Below are 17,350 nucleotides of genomic sequence, written 5' to 3'. Positions count from 1 at the left end.
GTCTCAGCTCAACGCGTGGATGATCTTGTCCGCGATCTGGTGGCCGGTCAGTCCCAGCACCTCGCGGGCATATTCCTGTTCGCCCGACTTCTTGAAGAAGGCGTCCGGTGTGCCGAAGCGCAGGAACTTCTTCGCCTGCGTCTCGCTGTCGACGAGCCATTCGGACACGGCCGAGCCGAAGCCGCCGATCAGCGAATGCTCCTCGATGGTCGCGACCAGCTTGAAGCGGCTGAAGGCCTGCTTGAGCTTGTCCTCATCCAGCGGCTTCACGGTGTGGAAGCTGACGACCTCGGCGGAGATGCCCTTCTCCTTCAACTTATGTGCAGCTTCAATGACTTCCGGCAGCATGTTGCCGGTCGAGAGCAGGCAGACGTCGCTGCCTTCCTCGATCGTGATCGCCTTGCCGATCTTGAAATCCGTGATGGGGCCCTTGTGAACGACCGGCTCACCCTTCTTGCCCATGCGGATGTAGACCGGACGGTCCTGCTGCATCGCCGCGCGCAGCGCGCCGCGCACCTCGAAGGCATCGCCGGGGCAGATCACGACCATGTTCGGGATCGAGCGCAGGAACGAGATGTCCTCGCAGGCGTGATGGGTCGGGCCGAGGCCGGAATAAGCGAGGCCGGCGCCAACGGCGACGATGGTCACGGGAGCCTCGTGATAGCAGACGTCGGTGCGGATCTGCTCCAGGCAGCGCGTCGTCACGAACGGGGTGATGGTGTAGGCGACCGGGCGCAGGCCGTTCATGGCCATGCCGGCAGCGACGCCCATCATGTTGGCTTCGGCGACGCCGCAGTTGAAGAAGCGGCTCGGGTGCTTGTCCTTGAACTTGTCGAACAGGCGGTTGCCGATGTCGCCCGACAGCATGACGACGCGGCTGTCCTCGTTGCCGAGCTTAGTCAGTTCGTCTGCGAAAGCGTTTCTCATGACAGGCCGAGCTCCTTGAACGCCTTCGTGACTTCGTCTGCGGTGGGGGCGCGATAGTGCCAGTTGTTGTCGTCCTCCATGAACGACACGCCCTTGCCCTTCACGGTGTGGGCGATCAGCGCCACCGGCTTGCCCGAGCCGTTCGGGATGTTCTGCATGGCCTCCGCCAGCGCGCCGACGTCATGGCCGTCGATCTCGTGGGCGTCCCAGCCGAAGGCGGCCCATTTGTCGCGCAGCGGCGCCAGCATCAGAGTCTCGTTGGAGCGCGCGGTCGCCTGCCACTTGTTGTAGTCGACGACGACGCAGACATTCTCGAGCTTCTGGGCGGCAGCGAACATGGCGGCCTCCCACACCGAGCCCTCGTTGTTCTCGCCGTCGGAGAGCAGGGCGAACACCCGGTAGCTTTCGCCCTTGATGCGGCCGGCCAGCGCCATGCCGCAGCCGAGCGGCAGGCCGTGGCCGAGCGAGCCGGTCGCCGCCTCGACGCCGGGCAAAAGGTTCGCCGGCGGATGCTCGGCGAGCCGGCCGCCGTCCTGGCAGTAGGTCTCGAGCTCCTCGATCGGGAAGTAGCCCTTCATCGCCAGGGTCGCGAACAGCGCCGCGGCGGCGTGGCCCTTCGACAGGATGAATCGGTCGCGCAGCGGATCGGTTGGATTTGCCGGGTCGATGTTGAGCACATGCCAATAGGCTGCGGTCATCGCATCGGCGCAGGACAGCGACGAGGCGAGATGCGCGGCCTGGGCCTTGTGCGACATCTGGATGATCTTGCCGCGCAGCTTCGCGGCCTGCGCCTTCAGGGCGGCCACGTCGGGCTTGGCCGCGGTGTTCCGGACTGCCACGTTCATCGTGCTCTCCAGTCGCGCTTCCCTTCGGAAGCGTGGGGGTCTCGATCAGGGTTTATGTTCGTACTTGGTCGGCAGCTTGGCCATGACATCCTCGAAGCGTCGCGCCCAGGCGATGACGTCGTCGATGCCCTGTTCCAGCGAGAAGGTGTCGCGCCAGCCGAGCTCGGTGCGCAGCTTGAAGCTGTCGAGCGTGTAGGCGGTGTCCTTGCCGGGCCGCTCCGGTCCGATCTCGACGCAATCCTCGAACGATTTGCCGAGGCGGGCGAGGATCATCTCGACCAAAGTGCGGATCGAGACCAGCTCATAGCCGGAGATGTGGTAGGTCTCACCGAGCTTGCCGCTGCGTCCGATCTTGACCGTCGCATCCGACACGTCGGTCATGTGGATGAAGACGCGGATCGACTTGCCGCCGCCGTCGAGGCGCAGCTTCTGGCCGGTCATCGCCGCCACGATGGTGCGCGGCACGATGCGGTAGAGCTGCTGGCCGGGGCCGTAGACATTGGCCGCGCGGGTGAAGACCACCGGAAACTGGTAGTTGGCGAAATAGGTGCGCAGGCTCATGTCGCCGGCCGCGCGCGACACCGCATAGGGCGTCGACGGGTTGAAGGCTGCGTCCTCGCGCACCCAGCCCTCGGTCGAGCCGTAGACCTCGGGCGTCGTGACGTGGACATAGCGGTCGAGGCCGTCATAGTTGCGCAGGATGTCGTGCAGCCGGACCGCGGAGACGACGTTGGTCATCATCCAGTGGTCCGGATACAGCCAGCTTTCGCCAACCATGCTCTGCGCCGCGAAGTTGACGACATGAGTCGGACGCTCGGCGGCGAGCAGCGCCTTGAGCGCATCGAGATCGTGGTTGAGGTCGACGCGCTTGAAGCGCACGTTTCCCGGGCGCTTCTGCCATTTGTAGGGCAGGAAGGCGTCATGCGGCTCGTCCGAGCGGCTGGTCGCGATGACGTCGTGACCGGCCGCGGCCAGGAAATCGACGAAGGTTGCGCCCGAAAACGAGTTCGAGCCGAGGATCAGGTACTTTTCGTTCGCAGCCATCGTCCTTGCCCGTCAGACCTCGCGCGTCGTGATGATGTCGCCACGCTGGGCATACAGCCACTGCATGATCATGTGGCCGATCACCATCTGCGCGTCCTCGGCGATCTGCATGTCGTCGACCGCGAAATGGATCGGCACGTCGGCGAGTGCCTTGGCCTTGCCGCCGGAGAAGCCGAGCACGGCGTAGCTCGTCATGCCGATCTTCTTGCCCTCTTCGAGCGCCTTCAGGATGTTCGGCGAATTGCCGGAGCCGGAGAAGGTGATCAGCACGTCGCCCTTGCGCGCGAGCACCGCGAGCTGCAGCGAGAACACCTGGTCATAGCCTTCGTCATTGGCGAGGCAGGTGATCACGGATGGGTTGGACGACAGCGAATGCACGCGCAAGCCCGAGCCCGGCGTCTTCGACAGCGCGTAGAGGAAGTCGTTCGCGAGGTGGTTGGCGTTGCCGCCGCTGCCGCCATTGCCGCAGAAGAACACCTGCCGGCCGGTCTGCCAGCAGTCGCGCAGATCGTAGGCGAGCTTCTCGACGGGGGCCCAATCGAAGTCCTTCAGAACGGTGCTGAAGCGGCTGGTGTAGTCGGCGAACAGGCTGCCGGGGGTCTTGAAGGCCAGGACGTTCATTTCACGACCTCCTTCTCCATCCATTTCAGATTGTACCAGCGGTCTTCGTTCTTGAGCTGGCCTTGCGAGTACATGCCGATGATTTCCTTGATCGCGTCCTCGACCGTCTTCTTCGGACGGAAGCCGGTCGCGAGCAGGCGATCGGAGTTGACGCGATAGCTGCGCGGATCGTTCGAGGGCGTCACGATGACCTCGGCCGGCACGTGCTTGGTAACCAGATTGGCGATGTCGAGGATCGAGATGTTCTCGAACCCGGCATTGTAGACACCGGTGTGCTCAGGATGATCGAGCAGGAACAGATAGAGGTCGGTGATGTCGTCGATATGAATGTTGGGCCGCGTCTGGTCGCCGCCGAACACCGTGATGCGGCCGTTCATCAGCGCCTGCATCGTCAGCATGTTGACGGAGACGTCGAGCCGCTGGCGCGGAGAGTAGCCGCACACCGTGGCCGGGCGGACGATCTGCACCACCATGTCGTCCTTGTAGGACAGCACGATGCGCTCGCCGCACATCTTGGTCTTGTTGTACTCGGAGATCGGCAGCAGCTCGAGATCCTCGGTGACCTGCTCCTCTTCCTTCACGCCGTACACGCTGCCCGAGGAGGCGTAGATGAAGCGCTTGATGCCGTGGCGATAGGCGCGGTCGGCGAGCTGCATCGTGGCGAGGCAGGAGATCTCCCAGGTCAGCTTCGGATCGAGATCGCCGCAGGGGTCATTGGCGACGCTGGAGAGATGAATGATGGCATCGACGCCGGTGAGGTCGATGGCGTCGGGATTGCGGACGTCGCCCTGGACAACCGTCAGATCCGGATGCGGCTCCAGGAAGTTGCCGAACCACATGATGTCGAACGCGACGACCTTGTGGCCCGCCTTCAGGAGTTTCGGCACGAGCACGCTGCCCTTGTAGCCGCACGCTCCGGTCACGAATATCTTCATCTGCGCAATCCCCGTGGCTCGCCTGTCGTGTCGCCGGCTGGCGCGTCGCGCGCACCCTTATACAAATTGGCAGGGGAAGGCGACCAGCTCAGCGGCCAAAGCCGCCCGTCAAGCGTCCCCGCCACGGCGCGATCCGTGATTAAACTCCAAATGGGCCCGGCGCAAGCTTTCCGGGTTGCCGATATCCCGATGATAACCGCTGGTTTCGACGCACAAAATGCGTCTGATATAGTTGGGGATGATTTCGGTGGAGAGATCGACGACCGGTTTTCCGAGCGCCGCGATGTCGCCGATTACGGCATTGTCGAACACATAGACCGCGCCATTGGCGAGGTTCCCGGGCGGATTCTTGACCTTCTCGTGGAAGGCGATCACCCTGTGCTGATCATCCAGCTCGAGAATCCCGCAGGAGCTCGGATCGTCGGTCCGGAACGCGAGCATCGTCATGATGCAGCCATCAGGGCGGCTGCGATGGGCGGCGAGCAGGCCCTTCACGTCGAAATCCGTCAAATTGTCTGCATGGGCCACGAGGAACGGCTGGTCGCCGAACCAGGCCCGGTTGGCGAGCACGGTGCCGCCGGTGCCGAGCAGTTCATCTTCGTGAACGAGATCGATCCGGTCACGCCAGCGCGATTGCGCGACGTGGGCGCGGACCTGTTCGGCCAGCCAATGAGTGTTCAGCAGCGCCCGCTCGATGCCGCCTTCGAAGACGAGATCGAGCCAGTAATCCAGCAGCGGCCGATCGTGCACACGCACGAGGCATTTCGGCGTCGTATTGGTCAGCGGACGCAGCCGGCTTCCGATCCCGGCGGCGAGCAGCAGGGCGCGCATGTCGACATCCTACTCCTGGCTGAAGCCGGTCTCGTCGATTTCGCGCACGAGCTCAGCCGTCGTCAGCGGCAGATTGCCGACGCGCGAGACCTGCAGCGCTGCCGCCAACGAGCCGAGATAGGAGGCCTGCCAGATGTCGGCGCCTGCACGAAGGCCCATCGAGCAGGCCATGAAGAAGCTGTCGCCGGCGCCGGAGACATCCTTCGGCGACGGATTGAACGCGGGCAGGCGGTCCGAGGTGAAGGTGCCCTCGGCCATCGTGTTGATCAGCGCGCCCTCGGCGCCGAGCGTGATCACGAGGTTCTTGGTGCGGGCACGTTCGACCAGCCGCTCGCTGATCACGGCAAGTCCCGAGATGAAGTCATTCAGCGCGACGCGGGCCTCGCGCTCGGTCGGCGTCAGAAGCGTCATGCCCTTGAAGCGGGAGACGTCGCCGGTCTGCGAGGAGACCTGGCTGTCGGCCGCCATCATCACGCCCTTGGAGCGGGCGCGATCCGCGATCGCATCGACCAGATCCTGCGGCAGGCAGCCATAGTTGAAGCAGGAGAACAGCAGGAGGTCGCAGGTCTTCAGGGCGCGCTCGACGGAGGTCAGCATCTGCCGCTGCAGGTCGGCGTCGGAGGCGTGCTGGCGCAGATGATTGACCCGCAGCAGCGTCTTGTTCAGCGCGCGAAAACGCTGCTTGCGCGTGGTCGGCCGGCTCTGATCGGTGAAGGCGTTGAAGTTCACGCCATGCTGTTCCAGCGTGCTGCGCGCGAACCGCGCGGCTTCATCGTCACCGACCAGGGTGAAGAACTTCACGTCGGCGCCGAGGCCATGCGCATGGGCCGCGACCGCGCCCGCTCCGCCGACGAAGGTGCGGGTCATCAGCGGTGTCACGACGATGGTCGGGTCCTCCTGGGACATGCCGACCGCATCGCAGGTGACATATTCGTCGATGATCAGGTCGCCGATGACGGCAACCCGCATGCCGGACAGCTTGCGAAGGAGATCCTTCAGGTTCGAGATCTCGAAGCCGTGGCGCCGCGGAAATTCCTGCGGCTTGCGGACGGTGGAGATGTCGATATTCGCGTCGCGCTCCAGCAGCGACAGCGACGCAAAGCGCAGTTCGCCCGACGAGAAGATCAGGCGGCCGCCATACGCATCCACAGCTTCCTGCTCGGGATTGGCGCGGTCCTCGAACTCCTTGCCCTTAACGACGACAGTCGGCTTGAGGTGCGAAATGAAATCGGAGGCAGATGTTTCCAAACGCACAGCATGGTGCACAAATGCGATGGACCGCACATTTTCGAGGCGCATGTCCTGCGGGAGAGTCACGCCGGGCGTCGAATCCGGGTTCACGCCCACGACGAGGACGTCGGCCTGCTCGGCGGCGAACTTCAAAAGCCGTAAATGTCCGGGGTGCACGACGTTGAAATTGCCCGACACGAAGGCAATCGTCTGCCCGGAGTCACAGGACGCGCGAATGCTCTGGCAGGCCAGATCCATGCGCGCCGTATCGATCACCTGGTCCACGGATTTCGCCTCCGGCTCGACTGCGATGAGGTAGTGTATTCGATCACAGCGCTGGTCGCGCGACCGAATCGCTGGCGGAGAAGCGCATCGCGGGCTCTGTGCTTCGGCTTCGGAGAACCGGTTCCGGCATGTTTCGCTTCAATCGTCGGCGTTGATTTCATTGTAAAAAGTCAGTGCATTCTCATGGTCGGCTCGATTGAGCGCGAGGCTTCGCTGCAGTTCAGTCCATCTCTTTATCAGGTGTGCGCAGCAGCACAAACCCCCACGAACTGGACTCCGTATCCGGAACCGGAATCCGACGCGCACGCGCAAGGCCGGTGTAGTTGTGATGCCGAGAACATAAAGGCTTCTCGTCGCGCGGGGCAACGTTTCGTGTCCGGGCCGGGCAGCTTGAGTTCATGGCAGCCAGTCTGTATCGCTCGTGTGGTGAAAAGCGTGCGCAACGGTCCGATCCGAGAGTTGAGAGACGAACCATGTTGAAGCGGGCCGAGTGGATGCCCGGAGGTGCTGCCGAGAGGCAAGCTCTGCGCAGATACATCGTGCTGGTCGGCAGCTGCGTTCTCGCCGTTCTGACGCTCATTGCGGCGTTCATGATCTTTTTCGATGCACAGGCGCTGCCTGATCATTTCTCCCAGATCGAAAGGGCGGGGGACCGCAACTGGTATCGGAACTTCGGGGGCCGGCAGATCCCGCAGATCCAGGATCAGGATATCTTCTACAGCAACATCGGGTCGTCGATTGCTGCGGCCCGGGCTGCCGATGTCGTGTTCCTCGGACCCTCCTTCGTGAGCTATGCGATCGATCGTCAGACATTGCAATCGTCGGACCAGCTCAACCGGCTGAAGCTTTACAACATGGCTTTTGTGGGCATCCGTGGCGGGGAGTTCTCGCGCCGCGTGATCGGCCGCTGGGACATCCGGGCGCCGCTGTGGGTGATCAATGTCGACGATCAGTTCGCCCATTTCTTCAGCCGCGACCTGAACGTCACCCTCGGTCCCCAGAAGGTTCCGCTGGCGGCGGTGACACGCGACCGCTTGCGCGGCTATCTCACCGTCATCGGACGCAATCTGCGGTGGCGTCTCGAGGACGTCGTTTCGGCTGCTCAGGCAGGACAATTTTCCGACAGCGGGCTCTATCGCAGCGTCTCGACCGGCGACATGGCGCTGGAGGTCAATCCGAGCTACGTAGCGGCCGGCAACAAGCCGATGCGGTCCGAGCGTGATCAGGCCTGCGATATCCCTGCGGACGCCGTCAGCAATGCCCGGGCGTTTCTGAAGGAGATCGGTGGACAGGTCGTGTTCATGCTGGTCCCGCACAGCCAGTCCTGCGTGCGACAAGCCGAGCAATTGGCCGGCGCACTCGGCGTCGAACTCATCGCCCCGCCCTTCGACGGGCTCACGACCCTCGACGGCGGAGGTCATCTCGACAAGAAGGGAGCAGAAACGTACACGCGTTATCTCGCCGACGAACTCGTCAAAACGAGGGCGTTCAAGGCCGCCTTCGCCTCGCGGACGAACCGAGGGGCCGGCGCAGCTCAGTGATAGAGATCGAACTGCTCGTCCTTGGCGCGGTCCATGTCGGCAGCCAAGGCGTCGCGATCGATCTTCGGGAACAGCGTGCGGAATTCGGGCCGGCCCAGCAGAACGAGATAGGTCTTCAGCATGCCCCGCTCCGAGGGGTGTGCGGGATCGAAGAAGTTCTGATCGTCCTGGGAGATCGGTGTGCGGCTCATGTCGTGGAACTGGAGGCCGAGCGCCGAAAACCGCCGGGCGGTCTGCTCGCTCCGGAGCTCGCGCCAGATGCCGGAATAGGGCCAGTAGGCCTCGTCGGTGTCGAGGAAGGCTCCGGCACTTTCCACGAATGGATATTGGACGGCAACCACGGTGAAGCCGCGCTCGCGGGCGAGCCGAGACAACCGCTCGATCTCGCCGAATTGCCGTTCACTGAGATGCGGGGCTCCGGGGAACGAGGAGGTCACATATTGGGCGCCCCGCGACAGCGTCTCGGCGGCAATGGCGCGGTAGGGCGGAGCCACCATGACCGAGCCATCGTCGCGGAAACCGAACTTGCCGCGGATCGCCTCCGTGCCGATCAGCCGGTTCTGGTCGACCGATTCCAGCTGCGGTGTCGTCGCGGCCGCCAGCACCGCAGCAGCATCGGCGCCAGTCCGGGTGGCGAAGTCGGCGACGTCGTGCAGCTTCCGCCGGTGCGAATCGATGCCCTGGCTGAAGTCCATGGTCCGCTCCTTCCGCCAGACCTCGGCGAGGAAATCGCCGAACAGGAAGTAATCGAGCGCGACGATGACCACGCGCGGCTTTGCCGCCGTCGTGGCGCGATCGATGAAATCGACCACATGGGTGAGCGGCCAGGCCGTCAGGCAGGCGTTGTATGCCACGTAGGGACGGAACATCTGCGCGCGCGCCTGGCCACACCTGGAGCTGCCCACCAGCAGCACCTCCGGCTGGACCTGCTTGATTCGTTCAAGCTTGAAGGGCGCGTAGTCCTTGAACGTGCCCAGCCAGACGAGTCGCCGGTCGTGTGACTGCTCGGCGGCAATCACGGACAGGGGAACGGTGGCACCCAGGCGCCAGCCCACCCATTCGAGAACGGCGAGCAGGGGCGCGAAAACGGCAACAAACAGCGCTACAACGATCGCAACATACCGCGCCACGCTTCATACCCGCTGAATGGTATTGTGTGCTTCGAGATGCAACGAGTTGACCCGCGATCCCCATCGTCTCAGGGCGTCGTACACGTTACCGTGGGTGATAGGCAAGCTCGGCCGAACAACAACGCACTCGCTCGGCCGCGACCGCTGTCGGCAACACCGGGCGCCTTCAGAGATGGACCGATACCCTGAGACTTGGCCCGAATTCGGGATGGTTCAGCAGTTGGAGCGCCACCTGGGCTCCGCCGACCTCGGCGAGCTGATAGGCGTCACGCCGCTGGGTCCTTGCCTGCCATCAACTCCTTCGACCTCGGGTTCCTCCACAGCAATCTCGGAGTACATGCCGACTGTGCCGCGTGATTCGGCAGAAGAGAGTGCGAATGAATAGCAACTGAGTGTCGATGGTGACGGGTCAGAACTGGAAGTACAGGAACTGAGACGTGTCCCCGGCGATGATGTTCATCAGCACGGCCGCCACCAGGGCCACCGACGTGCCGATCGCCCAGGCGAGGGAGGGGCGCCAATTCAAGCTCAGCACGCTCCATGGCCGCGGATTGTGATAGGTCTCCAGCCCGACCTTCCATTTGTCGAACATCGCGTTCACGTTCGGCAGCGCGAGGCAGGCGGCATAGCCAGCCAGAATCGCGATCATGATCCGGGGATCGACGAGATTGGACATCGTGATCTTGTCCGGATTGGACAGGCCGATCATGCCTCTGATCAGCCGGATCGCGGCATTCGGATTGTCGGCACGAAAGAACACCCAGGCGAGCACGACGGCGACTTGGGTCAATAGCAGCGCCGCCGCGGCGTACCAGGCCGAGCCGGAATGGCGGGCGAGCGCTGGCCGCTTCTCGACGAACTTGCTCCAGCGGTGGTTGGCGATCAGGAACAGGCCATGCAGGGCGCCCCAGATGACGAACGTGAAGCCGGCTCCGTGCCAGAGGCCGCCGAGCAGCATCGTGGTGAACAGATTGGCGTTTCGCCTGTGCTCGCCATGGCGGTTGCCGCCGAGCGGGATGTAGAGATAGTCGCGCAGGAAGCGGGACAGCGAGATGTGCCAGCGCCGCCAGAATTCGACGATGCTCTGCGATTTGTACGGGGAATCGAAATTGAACGGCAGCTTGATTCCGAACATGATCGAAATGCCGATCGCCATGTCCGAGTAGCCGGAGAAGTCGAAATAGATCTGGAGCGAGTAGGCGAGCGCGCCACCCCAGGCATCCATGAGATGAAGGTGGCTGGAATTGGCGGCGTGGAACACCGGATTGGCGACCAGCCCGAAGCCGTCGGCGATGAACGACTTCTTGAACAGGCCGATGGTGAGGATCGTGAGGCCGATCGCAACGTTCTCGACCGAGATCTTCCTGCTATCCTCCGAGCCGAACTGCGGCATCATCTCGCGATGGTGCAGGATCGGGCCGGCAATCAGATGTGGAAAATAGGTGACGAACAGCCCGTATTTGACGAAGCTCCGCTCACTCGCGTAGCCGCCATAAACATCCGCAAGATAAGCGATCTGTGTGAAGGTAAAGAACGAGATCCCGAGCGGGAGCACGATCGCGAGTGACGGGTATTTCGAGGCGGTGAGCGCATTGAGGATCTGGATGCCGAAATTCGTGTATTTGTAGAACGCCAGCGCCGCGAGATTGAGGGTGATGGCGGCCGCGAACAACCCGCTGCGTGCCTTGCCGCTTTGTCCCGCGATCAGGAGGCCCATCGTATAATTGATGACGATGGAGATGAGGATGATCGGGATGAAATGAATGTCCCAATAGCCGTAGAACGCCAGCGAGGCCAAAGCGAGCCAGCTGAGACGGGCGGTCGGCGAAACCAGGAAACGCGCCAGCAGAAAATAGCCGGCGAACGTCACCGGCAGAAACAGGAACAGAAACTCGAACTGCGTGAAAAGCATAGCAAGGTTTCTTGATGTTGCTGCGGGACGCGCTGCTTTATCAACGATTGCGTTGTCTGCCAAGTTGGCGGCCGCCACACCGGCGCGAATTCGGGGGATGCAACGGCTTTGCGAGGACGCTGCGCGGCCGGCGAGCGATGGGGCTTGGCGGAACACTTTCCCGCCAGGAATTCTTCTGCTATGGCAACAACGAAATTGGCCAGCGACGCCACGGGGACTTTCGCGCGCTCGTTATGTTGTGCCTCCCGTTCACGACGCACGATATGCACGAGTACAGATGTGACAGCTGCGATTCGTCCTGGCGTTTTTCACCCTTGCTTTCATCACCGTTGCTGCGGACGATCCTTGCAAATGCAAGGCGTTGGCGGTACGTGCGTTGGGCGCGGCGAGCCTCCACCTGTGGCGAGCAGGCACGGGCACGAGGCTGCCGATCTCCGAAACTGGCGGCGACGTCGCCTGCGAGCTCACTCATCCCTGGCCTGTGTCGTGTCTGAACCGTTGTCGTCTGAGCCTGCGACCGGCGACCAAGACCGGCTGCCGCGCGAGATTGCGTCATGTCGACAGTAGCCCGAGGAGTTTCGGACATCCCGCCTGCGCCGATGGCCTCCAGGCGCTATCTGATCATTGTCGGACTTATCGGCTTCATGCTGGTTTCCGCGTTTGCGTCAGGGGTGTCGCTATTGTCCTCGGATGGCTGGACCCTTCATGGCGGCCTGCTGCAGATCCCGCGTCAAGGCGATTCCGGCTGGTACCGCGACTTCGGAGGTCGCAATATTCCGCAGATCCAGGACCAGGACATCTTCTACAGCAATCTGGGAGGATCGATCGAAGCGGCCAGGAATGCCGACATCGTTCTCCTCGGTCCGTCCTTCGTCAACTATGCGCTCGATCGGCAGACGCTCGAAACTTCGCCGGCGCTTGACCGACTGAAGATCTACAACATGGCCTTTGTCGGCTTGCGGGGCGGCGAATTTTCCCGGCAGGTGATCAAGCGCTGGACGATCCGTCCGCGGCTGTGGGTCATCAATGCCGATGACCAGTTCGTTCATTTTTTCAGCAAGGATCTGAATGTCACGTTGGGTCCGCAAAAGCAGCCGGTCGAGGCGGTCACGCGCAGTCGACTGCGTGGGTATCTGACGGTCGTGGGCCGCAATCTGCGCTGGCGCATCGAAGACGTGCTCGCAGCCTATCAGAACGGTCGTTTCTCATCGACCGGTCTGTATCGCAGCATTTCCAACGGTGACATGGGGCTGGATGCCAATCCGGACTATCTCGCTCTCGGCAACAAGCCGATGGTGTCGGCGCGAAGCCCCGATTGTCATACGAATCCGGCCGTCGTCGACTATGCGCGGACCTTCATCGACGAGGTCGGGGGGGCGGTGGTGCTGACCCTGGTCCCGCATAGTCAGTCGTGCGTGCAACAGGCGGCCGAGTTGGCGAAGGCACTGAACCTCGAACTGATCACGCCCCCCTTCGATGGCTTGACGACGGTTGACGGCGGCGGCCATCTCGACCGGCAGGGCGCGCAGAGATTTACGAGCTATCTCGCGCGCGAGATCGTTAACACCGCGGCGTTCAAGCGGGCGTTCCCATCCGCGCCCGGTCAGGGCAGATGATCCTGAAACCGCTGGATCCCCGTGACAGCAGGCCGTCGAGCTTTCGTGGGGACACTCAGCTCCACGTGCTCACGTCAATCGGAAGCCGTTCGTGCATAGCTGTGGACTGAGGGGGCTCATCAGCACGTCTATCGAGGGGTCATGGTCGTCCGAATTATCTCTCGTTCTGGCTTGGTCATATTGGTCGTCAGGTTCGGCTTGATGTTCGGCTTGGCTTGTCAGCAACACCTCTGGTATAGCTGCTGTCGATCCAATCGGCTCAATCTCTGGTTGGCTTGAGAGAGCGGCGTTGTGTTGTTGTGGGAGAAGCCTCCGCACCGGATCCGGCGCACGTTCCGTCCTCGTCATGACGAGCGCGTCGGAACGCGCCCTGAGGGTGACATTCAAGGCCGGTCATCCGAGCGCTGCCCTGATCCAGACGCATTGAGGCAGGGATTACGGGGTGCGTGGAACTTGGTCGTATGAAGTTGCAGAAGCAAAATTCGTGGCGCTCCGGCCGCCGTCGGGCGGTTTATCTGGTCTTCGTCGTAGTTGGGGGCATCCTCAATCTGCTGCCGCGACGCATCGTCTTCCTGCTGTTCGTGATCGCCAATGCGGTGAGGTTTCCGCTCCGGCGGCGCCTTCATCAGGCGTACTTTCCCTACGTCACGTCACATCTGGTCGACCATCCCGAATATCGGTTCTCGACGGCGTTCAGCCGGCGTTTCCACGTTGCTTCGGTTGAGGTCCTGTACGGCATTGGTGCCTATCGGGAGGTGATCGAAGTTGTCCACGGCGAGCGACTGGGTGCGGATGATAGCGCGAGCAGATATGCGCTCGTTCGGTCGCTGTTCGAGCTCGGCGAATTTTCAGATGCGAAGGCCGCGGCGGCGGGCGCACGACCCGAGCAGCTCGAGGAAAATGTCGACCTCGCCTTCTACAAGGCCATGGTCGACGTGATCGGGGGGGACGAAGCCGGGGCCCTCGATACGATGTTCCTGGCCTGCCGTCGCAACATGCATTTCTTCCGTCCTCATCAGAACATCGCGGCGCGAAACTCCGCTCATTATTGTCCTAACAGCCTCGATGTGCTGTGCGGAGCCCGTGGCAGGCTGTTCGACCTTTGCAACTTCGCGGGTCAGCGCGTCACGCATGTCGGCCGCGGCGAGGTTGGAGTAAGGCTGTTCGAGCGCGCGCTGGATGCGCAGCAGGAGCTCGTGACATCGCCGCCGCCGCTCTCCGATGACTTGAGGCGGCTGCTCGACGGGCTCGGAATATCCTTGGATCGGCTGCGGCTCATCCCGGAAGAGTGGACCACGCAGATTGGTCATCTGGGCATGCTCGACATCCTGTTCCGCATGCGCGAATTGGGATGGTGGTCGGGCGACGCCGTGATCGTCGTCCGTTCCGAACTGATCGCCAATGTGCCGTTCTTCAAGCTGTTCGAAGGGTTCGGCCGGATTGTTGTGATCGGCGAGACCGTGTCCGATCGCGTGGGCGAGGAGTTGCTGTCGCTGCAGCGCTGGTACGGTTTGAACTTCAATGCATTCCGGATGCCGGATGGAGGCGTTGTCCCGTGGCAGGATGCGGGGGCAATGGCCATCCAGCAATGGGAGCGGGATGGCAGGGGGCATCCGCTCAGCGCAGTTCATGATCGAACCGCTGATACCGGCGAGCTGTTCGAACAGTTCCGCGCCAAGCACGGCATGGCGCCCGACGACTGGTATGTCTGCTTGCACACGCGCGACGCCGCGCATTACTTTGAGTTCATGGGCACTGGACAGACACATCGCAACGCGCCGATCGAGACATCGCTCGATGCAATTCGTCTGATTACGTCCCGGGGCGGCTGGGTCGTCAAGCTCGGTGGTCCGAACTCGCCCAAGCTCCCGGCGATGGAGCGCACGATCGACTATGCGCTGAGCGAGTTCAGATCGGAGCCGATGGACATTCATCTGATCCGGCACGCCCGGGCGTTCGTCGGCACCACGTCCGGCCTGACCAACGTGGCCGTCAGTTTCGGCATTCCCTGTGCGATCGTGAACGCGATCACGACCGACGCTCAATTGTGGAACCGCAACGTCCGCTTCGCCCTCAAGCCGGTCCGGCAGGCGGACGGGACCATGCTGACGCAGCGCCAGCTGACCAGCACGCCCTGGCGGTGGCGCGTGTTCGACGCCGCGGTGCTCGGCCGCAACGGCGCGCATCCGGAGAACAATTCGGCGGAGGACATCATGCGCACCGTCGAGGAAGTCCTGGCGATCGCCGATGGCCGGACGGCCGAGTTCGATGCGGGCCATGACGCCGAGCGATTGCTGTCGCGCTGGAGAGAGGCGCTGGCGCTGCCCTATTATTACGGCGCGAGCCGGCCAAGCCTGGGTTTTCTCGCCAGGTACGAGAAGGAATTCCTTCTCGATGCGGCCGAGCAGGTCTGAGCCATGCGACGGCGTCTGGCGGCATCGAGGACGACATCATGTGCGGCATAGCCGGTCTGCTGAGACCCGGGGGCGCCGACGAAGGCGGGCTCTCGGGCGTCGTCGCGCGGATGACGGCTGCGTTGGCGCATCGCGGGCCCGACGCGTCGGGAACGTGGCGGGACGGGCGGCATGGCATTGCGCTCGGGCAGCGCCGCCTCGCCATCCTCGATCTGTCCGAGGCGGGCGCGCAGCCGATGCACAGCGCCTGCGGACGCTACACCATCACCTTCAACGGCGAGATCTACAATCATCTCGACATTCGCGCCGAGCTCGAGGCGCTCGGCGCTGCGCCGAACTGGCGCGGCCATTCCGACACCGAAACGCTGCTCGCCGCTGTCCGGCAATGGGGCGTCGCGCCGGCGCTGCAGCGCCTGATCGGCATGTTCGCCTTCGCGCTGTGGGACGCCGAAACGCGGCAATTGATTCTCGCGCGCGATCGTTTCGGCGAGAAGCCGCTGTTCTACGGCTGGAGCGATGCCGATCTGGTGTTCGGATCCGAGCTGAAGGCGCTCGCTGCCCACCCTGAATGGGCGCCCTCGCTGGATCGCACGGCGCTTACGGCGTTCATGCGCTATTCCTACGTGCCGGCGCCCGCCACGATCTGGGCCGAGGTCCGCAAGCTGCCGGCGGCCTCGTTCGTGAGCTTCTCCGCCGGCGCGACGCCGGGCGCCTGGCCGGAGCCGCAAGCCTATTGGTCGCTGCGGGATCGTGTCGTCGCGGCCCAGCATGATCGGATCGGCAGCGAGCAGGAGGCCGTCGCGCGCCTGGAGCAGCTGCTGTCGGTTGCCGTCAAGCGACAGTGCCTGTCGGACGTGCCGCTCGGCGCCTTCCTGTCCGGCGGCGTCGACTCCTCGACCATCGTCGCCTTGATGCAGGCGCAGGCGAGCCAGCCGGTCCGCACCTTCAGCATCGGCTTCGCCGAAGGCGGCTACAACGAGGCCGAGGATGCGCGCCGGGTCGCGCAGCATCTCGGCACTGATCATACCGAGCTCTATGTCGACGCGGGCACCGCACTGGATGTGATCCCGAAGCTGCCGCGGATCTATGACGAGCCGTTCGCCGATTCTTCGCAGATCCCGACGCATCTGGTCGCGCAGCTCGCGCGCCGGCATGTCACCGTCGCCCTCTCGGGCGATGCCGGCGACGAGCTGTTCGGCGGCTACAACAGGCATGTCTGGGGCGGGGCCCTGCAGGCGCGCCTGGGCCGCCTGCCGATGCCGCTGCGGCGAGCCCTAGGTGCCGCGCTTGGTGCGATCGCGCCGGAGCCGGCCGAGACCATTCTCAAGGCCCTGCAGCCCGTGCTGCCGGCCCGCTTGAAGGTTCGGCATGCCGGCGACCAGGTCGCCAAGCTCGGCCGCTTGCTTGCGTCAGACGGTTTCGACGGCCTGTACAGGACGCTGTGTTCGATCGATCAGGATCCCGCCCGCACCGTGATCGGCGGCGCTGAGCGCACGGGCTGGGCAGGGCACGAGATGGGCCGCCTGTCGGCGGAGCTCGACCCGCTCGACCGGATGACCCTGGCCGATTCCCTCAGTTATCTCAGCGACGACATCCTGCAGAAGGTCGATCGTGCCGCCATGGCGGTGGCGCTGGAGACGCGCGTTCCCTTCCTCGACAAGGACGTCGTCGAATTCGCCACCCGGGTTCCGGCGAGCATGAAGGTGCGCGATGGCCGCGGCAAATGGCTGGTGCGGCAGGTGCTGTATCGCCATGTGCCCGCCGAGATGATCGACCGGCCGAAGACCGGCTTCAGCATCCCGCTCGATGGCTGGCTGCGCGGGCCGCTGAAATCATGGGCGTCGGACCTGTTGTCGCCGTCGCGGCTGCGGCGGCAGGGCCTGTTCGATCCGGCGCGGGTGACGCGCATGCTCGACGAGCATCTCGGCCGCCGTCACAATCATTCCTATTGGCTGTGGAACGTGCTGATGGCACAGGCCTGGCACGACGAATGGGCCCACGCCGGATAGCCAAGCCCGA

General features: G+C 63.5%; 13 protein-coding genes. 4 read left to right on the top strand and 9 right to left on the bottom strand.

From position 1 onward, the window contains the following. Positions 1–3 precede the first annotated feature (3 nt). The 7 genes from QQL87_RS11290 to QQL87_RS11260 form a co-directional block, all read right to left on the bottom strand. A complete protein-coding gene (locus QQL87_RS11290; protein ID WP_284418134.1) occupies positions 4–927 on the bottom strand; it encodes a transketolase family protein in 924 nt (307 codons plus the stop codon). Next, positions 924–1,772, bottom strand: a complete 849-nt coding sequence (locus QQL87_RS11285) for a transketolase (RefSeq protein ID WP_284418135.1) — start codon at positions 1,770–1,772, stop codon at positions 924–926. Before QQL87_RS11285 ends, QQL87_RS11290 begins: the two co-directional genes overlap by 4 nt. Positions 1,773–1,817: 45 nt before the next feature. Continuing rightward, positions 1,818–2,816 (bottom strand): NAD-dependent epimerase/dehydratase family protein, encoded by a 999-nt coding sequence (locus tag QQL87_RS11280; RefSeq protein ID WP_284418136.1) that lies wholly within the window; start codon positions 2,814–2,816, stop codon positions 1,818–1,820. 12 nt (positions 2,817–2,828) lie between these two features. After that, the gene (locus QQL87_RS11275; RefSeq protein WP_246739260.1) at positions 2,829–3,437 is read right to left on the bottom strand and encodes an SIS domain-containing protein; all 609 of its coding nucleotides are present in this window, start codon (positions 3,435–3,437) and stop codon (positions 2,829–2,831) included. Next, a complete protein-coding gene (locus QQL87_RS11270; protein ID WP_284418137.1) occupies positions 3,434–4,372 on the bottom strand; it encodes an NAD-dependent epimerase/dehydratase family protein in 939 nt (312 codons plus the stop codon). The genes QQL87_RS11275 and QQL87_RS11270 overlap by 4 nt, the downstream gene beginning before the upstream one ends. Before the next feature lie 108 nt (positions 4,373–4,480). Further along, positions 4,481–5,203 carry a nucleotidyltransferase family protein gene (locus tag QQL87_RS11265; protein WP_284418138.1) on the bottom strand — a complete coding sequence of 241 codons (723 nt, stop codon included), beginning with the start codon at positions 5,201–5,203 and terminating at the stop codon, positions 4,481–4,483. A 9-nt stretch (positions 5,204–5,212) separates the two neighbouring features. Continuing rightward, positions 5,213–6,718, bottom strand: a complete 1,506-nt coding sequence (locus QQL87_RS11260; protein WP_284418139.1) for a PfkB family carbohydrate kinase — start codon at positions 6,716–6,718, stop codon at positions 5,213–5,215. A 539-nt stretch (positions 6,719–7,257) separates the two neighbouring features. Between QQL87_RS11260 and QQL87_RS11255 the strand changes: the two genes are divergently transcribed. Beyond that, positions 7,258–8,259 (top strand): hypothetical protein, encoded by a 1,002-nt coding sequence (locus QQL87_RS11255; protein ID WP_284418140.1) that lies wholly within the window; start codon positions 7,258–7,260, stop codon positions 8,257–8,259. Here QQL87_RS11255 and QQL87_RS11250 read toward each other — a convergent pair. Both QQL87_RS11250 and QQL87_RS11245 read right to left on the bottom strand, forming a co-directional pair. After that, complete coding sequence (locus QQL87_RS11250) at positions 8,253–9,389, bottom strand: hypothetical protein (RefSeq protein ID WP_284418141.1); 1,137 nt, start codon at positions 9,387–9,389, stop codon at positions 8,253–8,255. The two genes, QQL87_RS11255 and QQL87_RS11250, sit on opposite strands and share 7 nt — an antisense overlap. A gap of 409 nt (positions 9,390–9,798) precedes the next feature. Then, the gene (locus QQL87_RS11245) at positions 9,799–11,301 is read right to left on the bottom strand and encodes an MBOAT family O-acyltransferase (RefSeq protein ID WP_284418142.1); all 1,503 of its coding nucleotides are present in this window, start codon (positions 11,299–11,301) and stop codon (positions 9,799–9,801) included. 599 nt (positions 11,302–11,900) lie between these two features. Between QQL87_RS11245 and QQL87_RS11240 the strand changes: the two genes are divergently transcribed. The 3 genes from QQL87_RS11240 to asnB all read left to right on the top strand — a co-directional run bounded on the left by QQL87_RS11240 (position 11,901) and on the right by asnB (position 17,340). Continuing rightward, positions 11,901–12,917 (top strand): hypothetical protein, encoded by a 1,017-nt coding sequence (locus QQL87_RS11240; RefSeq protein WP_284418144.1) that lies wholly within the window; start codon positions 11,901–11,903, stop codon positions 12,915–12,917. A 461-nt stretch (positions 12,918–13,378) separates the two neighbouring features. Further along, positions 13,379–15,331: a TIGR04372 family glycosyltransferase gene (locus QQL87_RS11235; protein ID WP_284418145.1), complete on the top strand. Its 1,953-nt coding sequence runs from the start codon at positions 13,379–13,381 to the stop codon at positions 15,329–15,331. A gap of 38 nt (positions 15,332–15,369) precedes the next feature. Beyond that, positions 15,370–17,340, top strand: a complete 1,971-nt coding sequence (asnB, locus tag QQL87_RS11230; protein WP_284418146.1) for an asparagine synthase (glutamine-hydrolyzing) — start codon at positions 15,370–15,372, stop codon at positions 17,338–17,340. The last annotated feature ends 10 nt before the right edge of the window (positions 17,341–17,350 follow it).

This window comes from Bradyrhizobium sp. SSBR45G (assembly GCF_030159255.1).
GTDB lineage: Bacteria > Pseudomonadota > Alphaproteobacteria > Rhizobiales > Xanthobacteraceae > Bradyrhizobium.
This window is presented reverse-complemented; position numbering and strand designations above follow the sequence as displayed.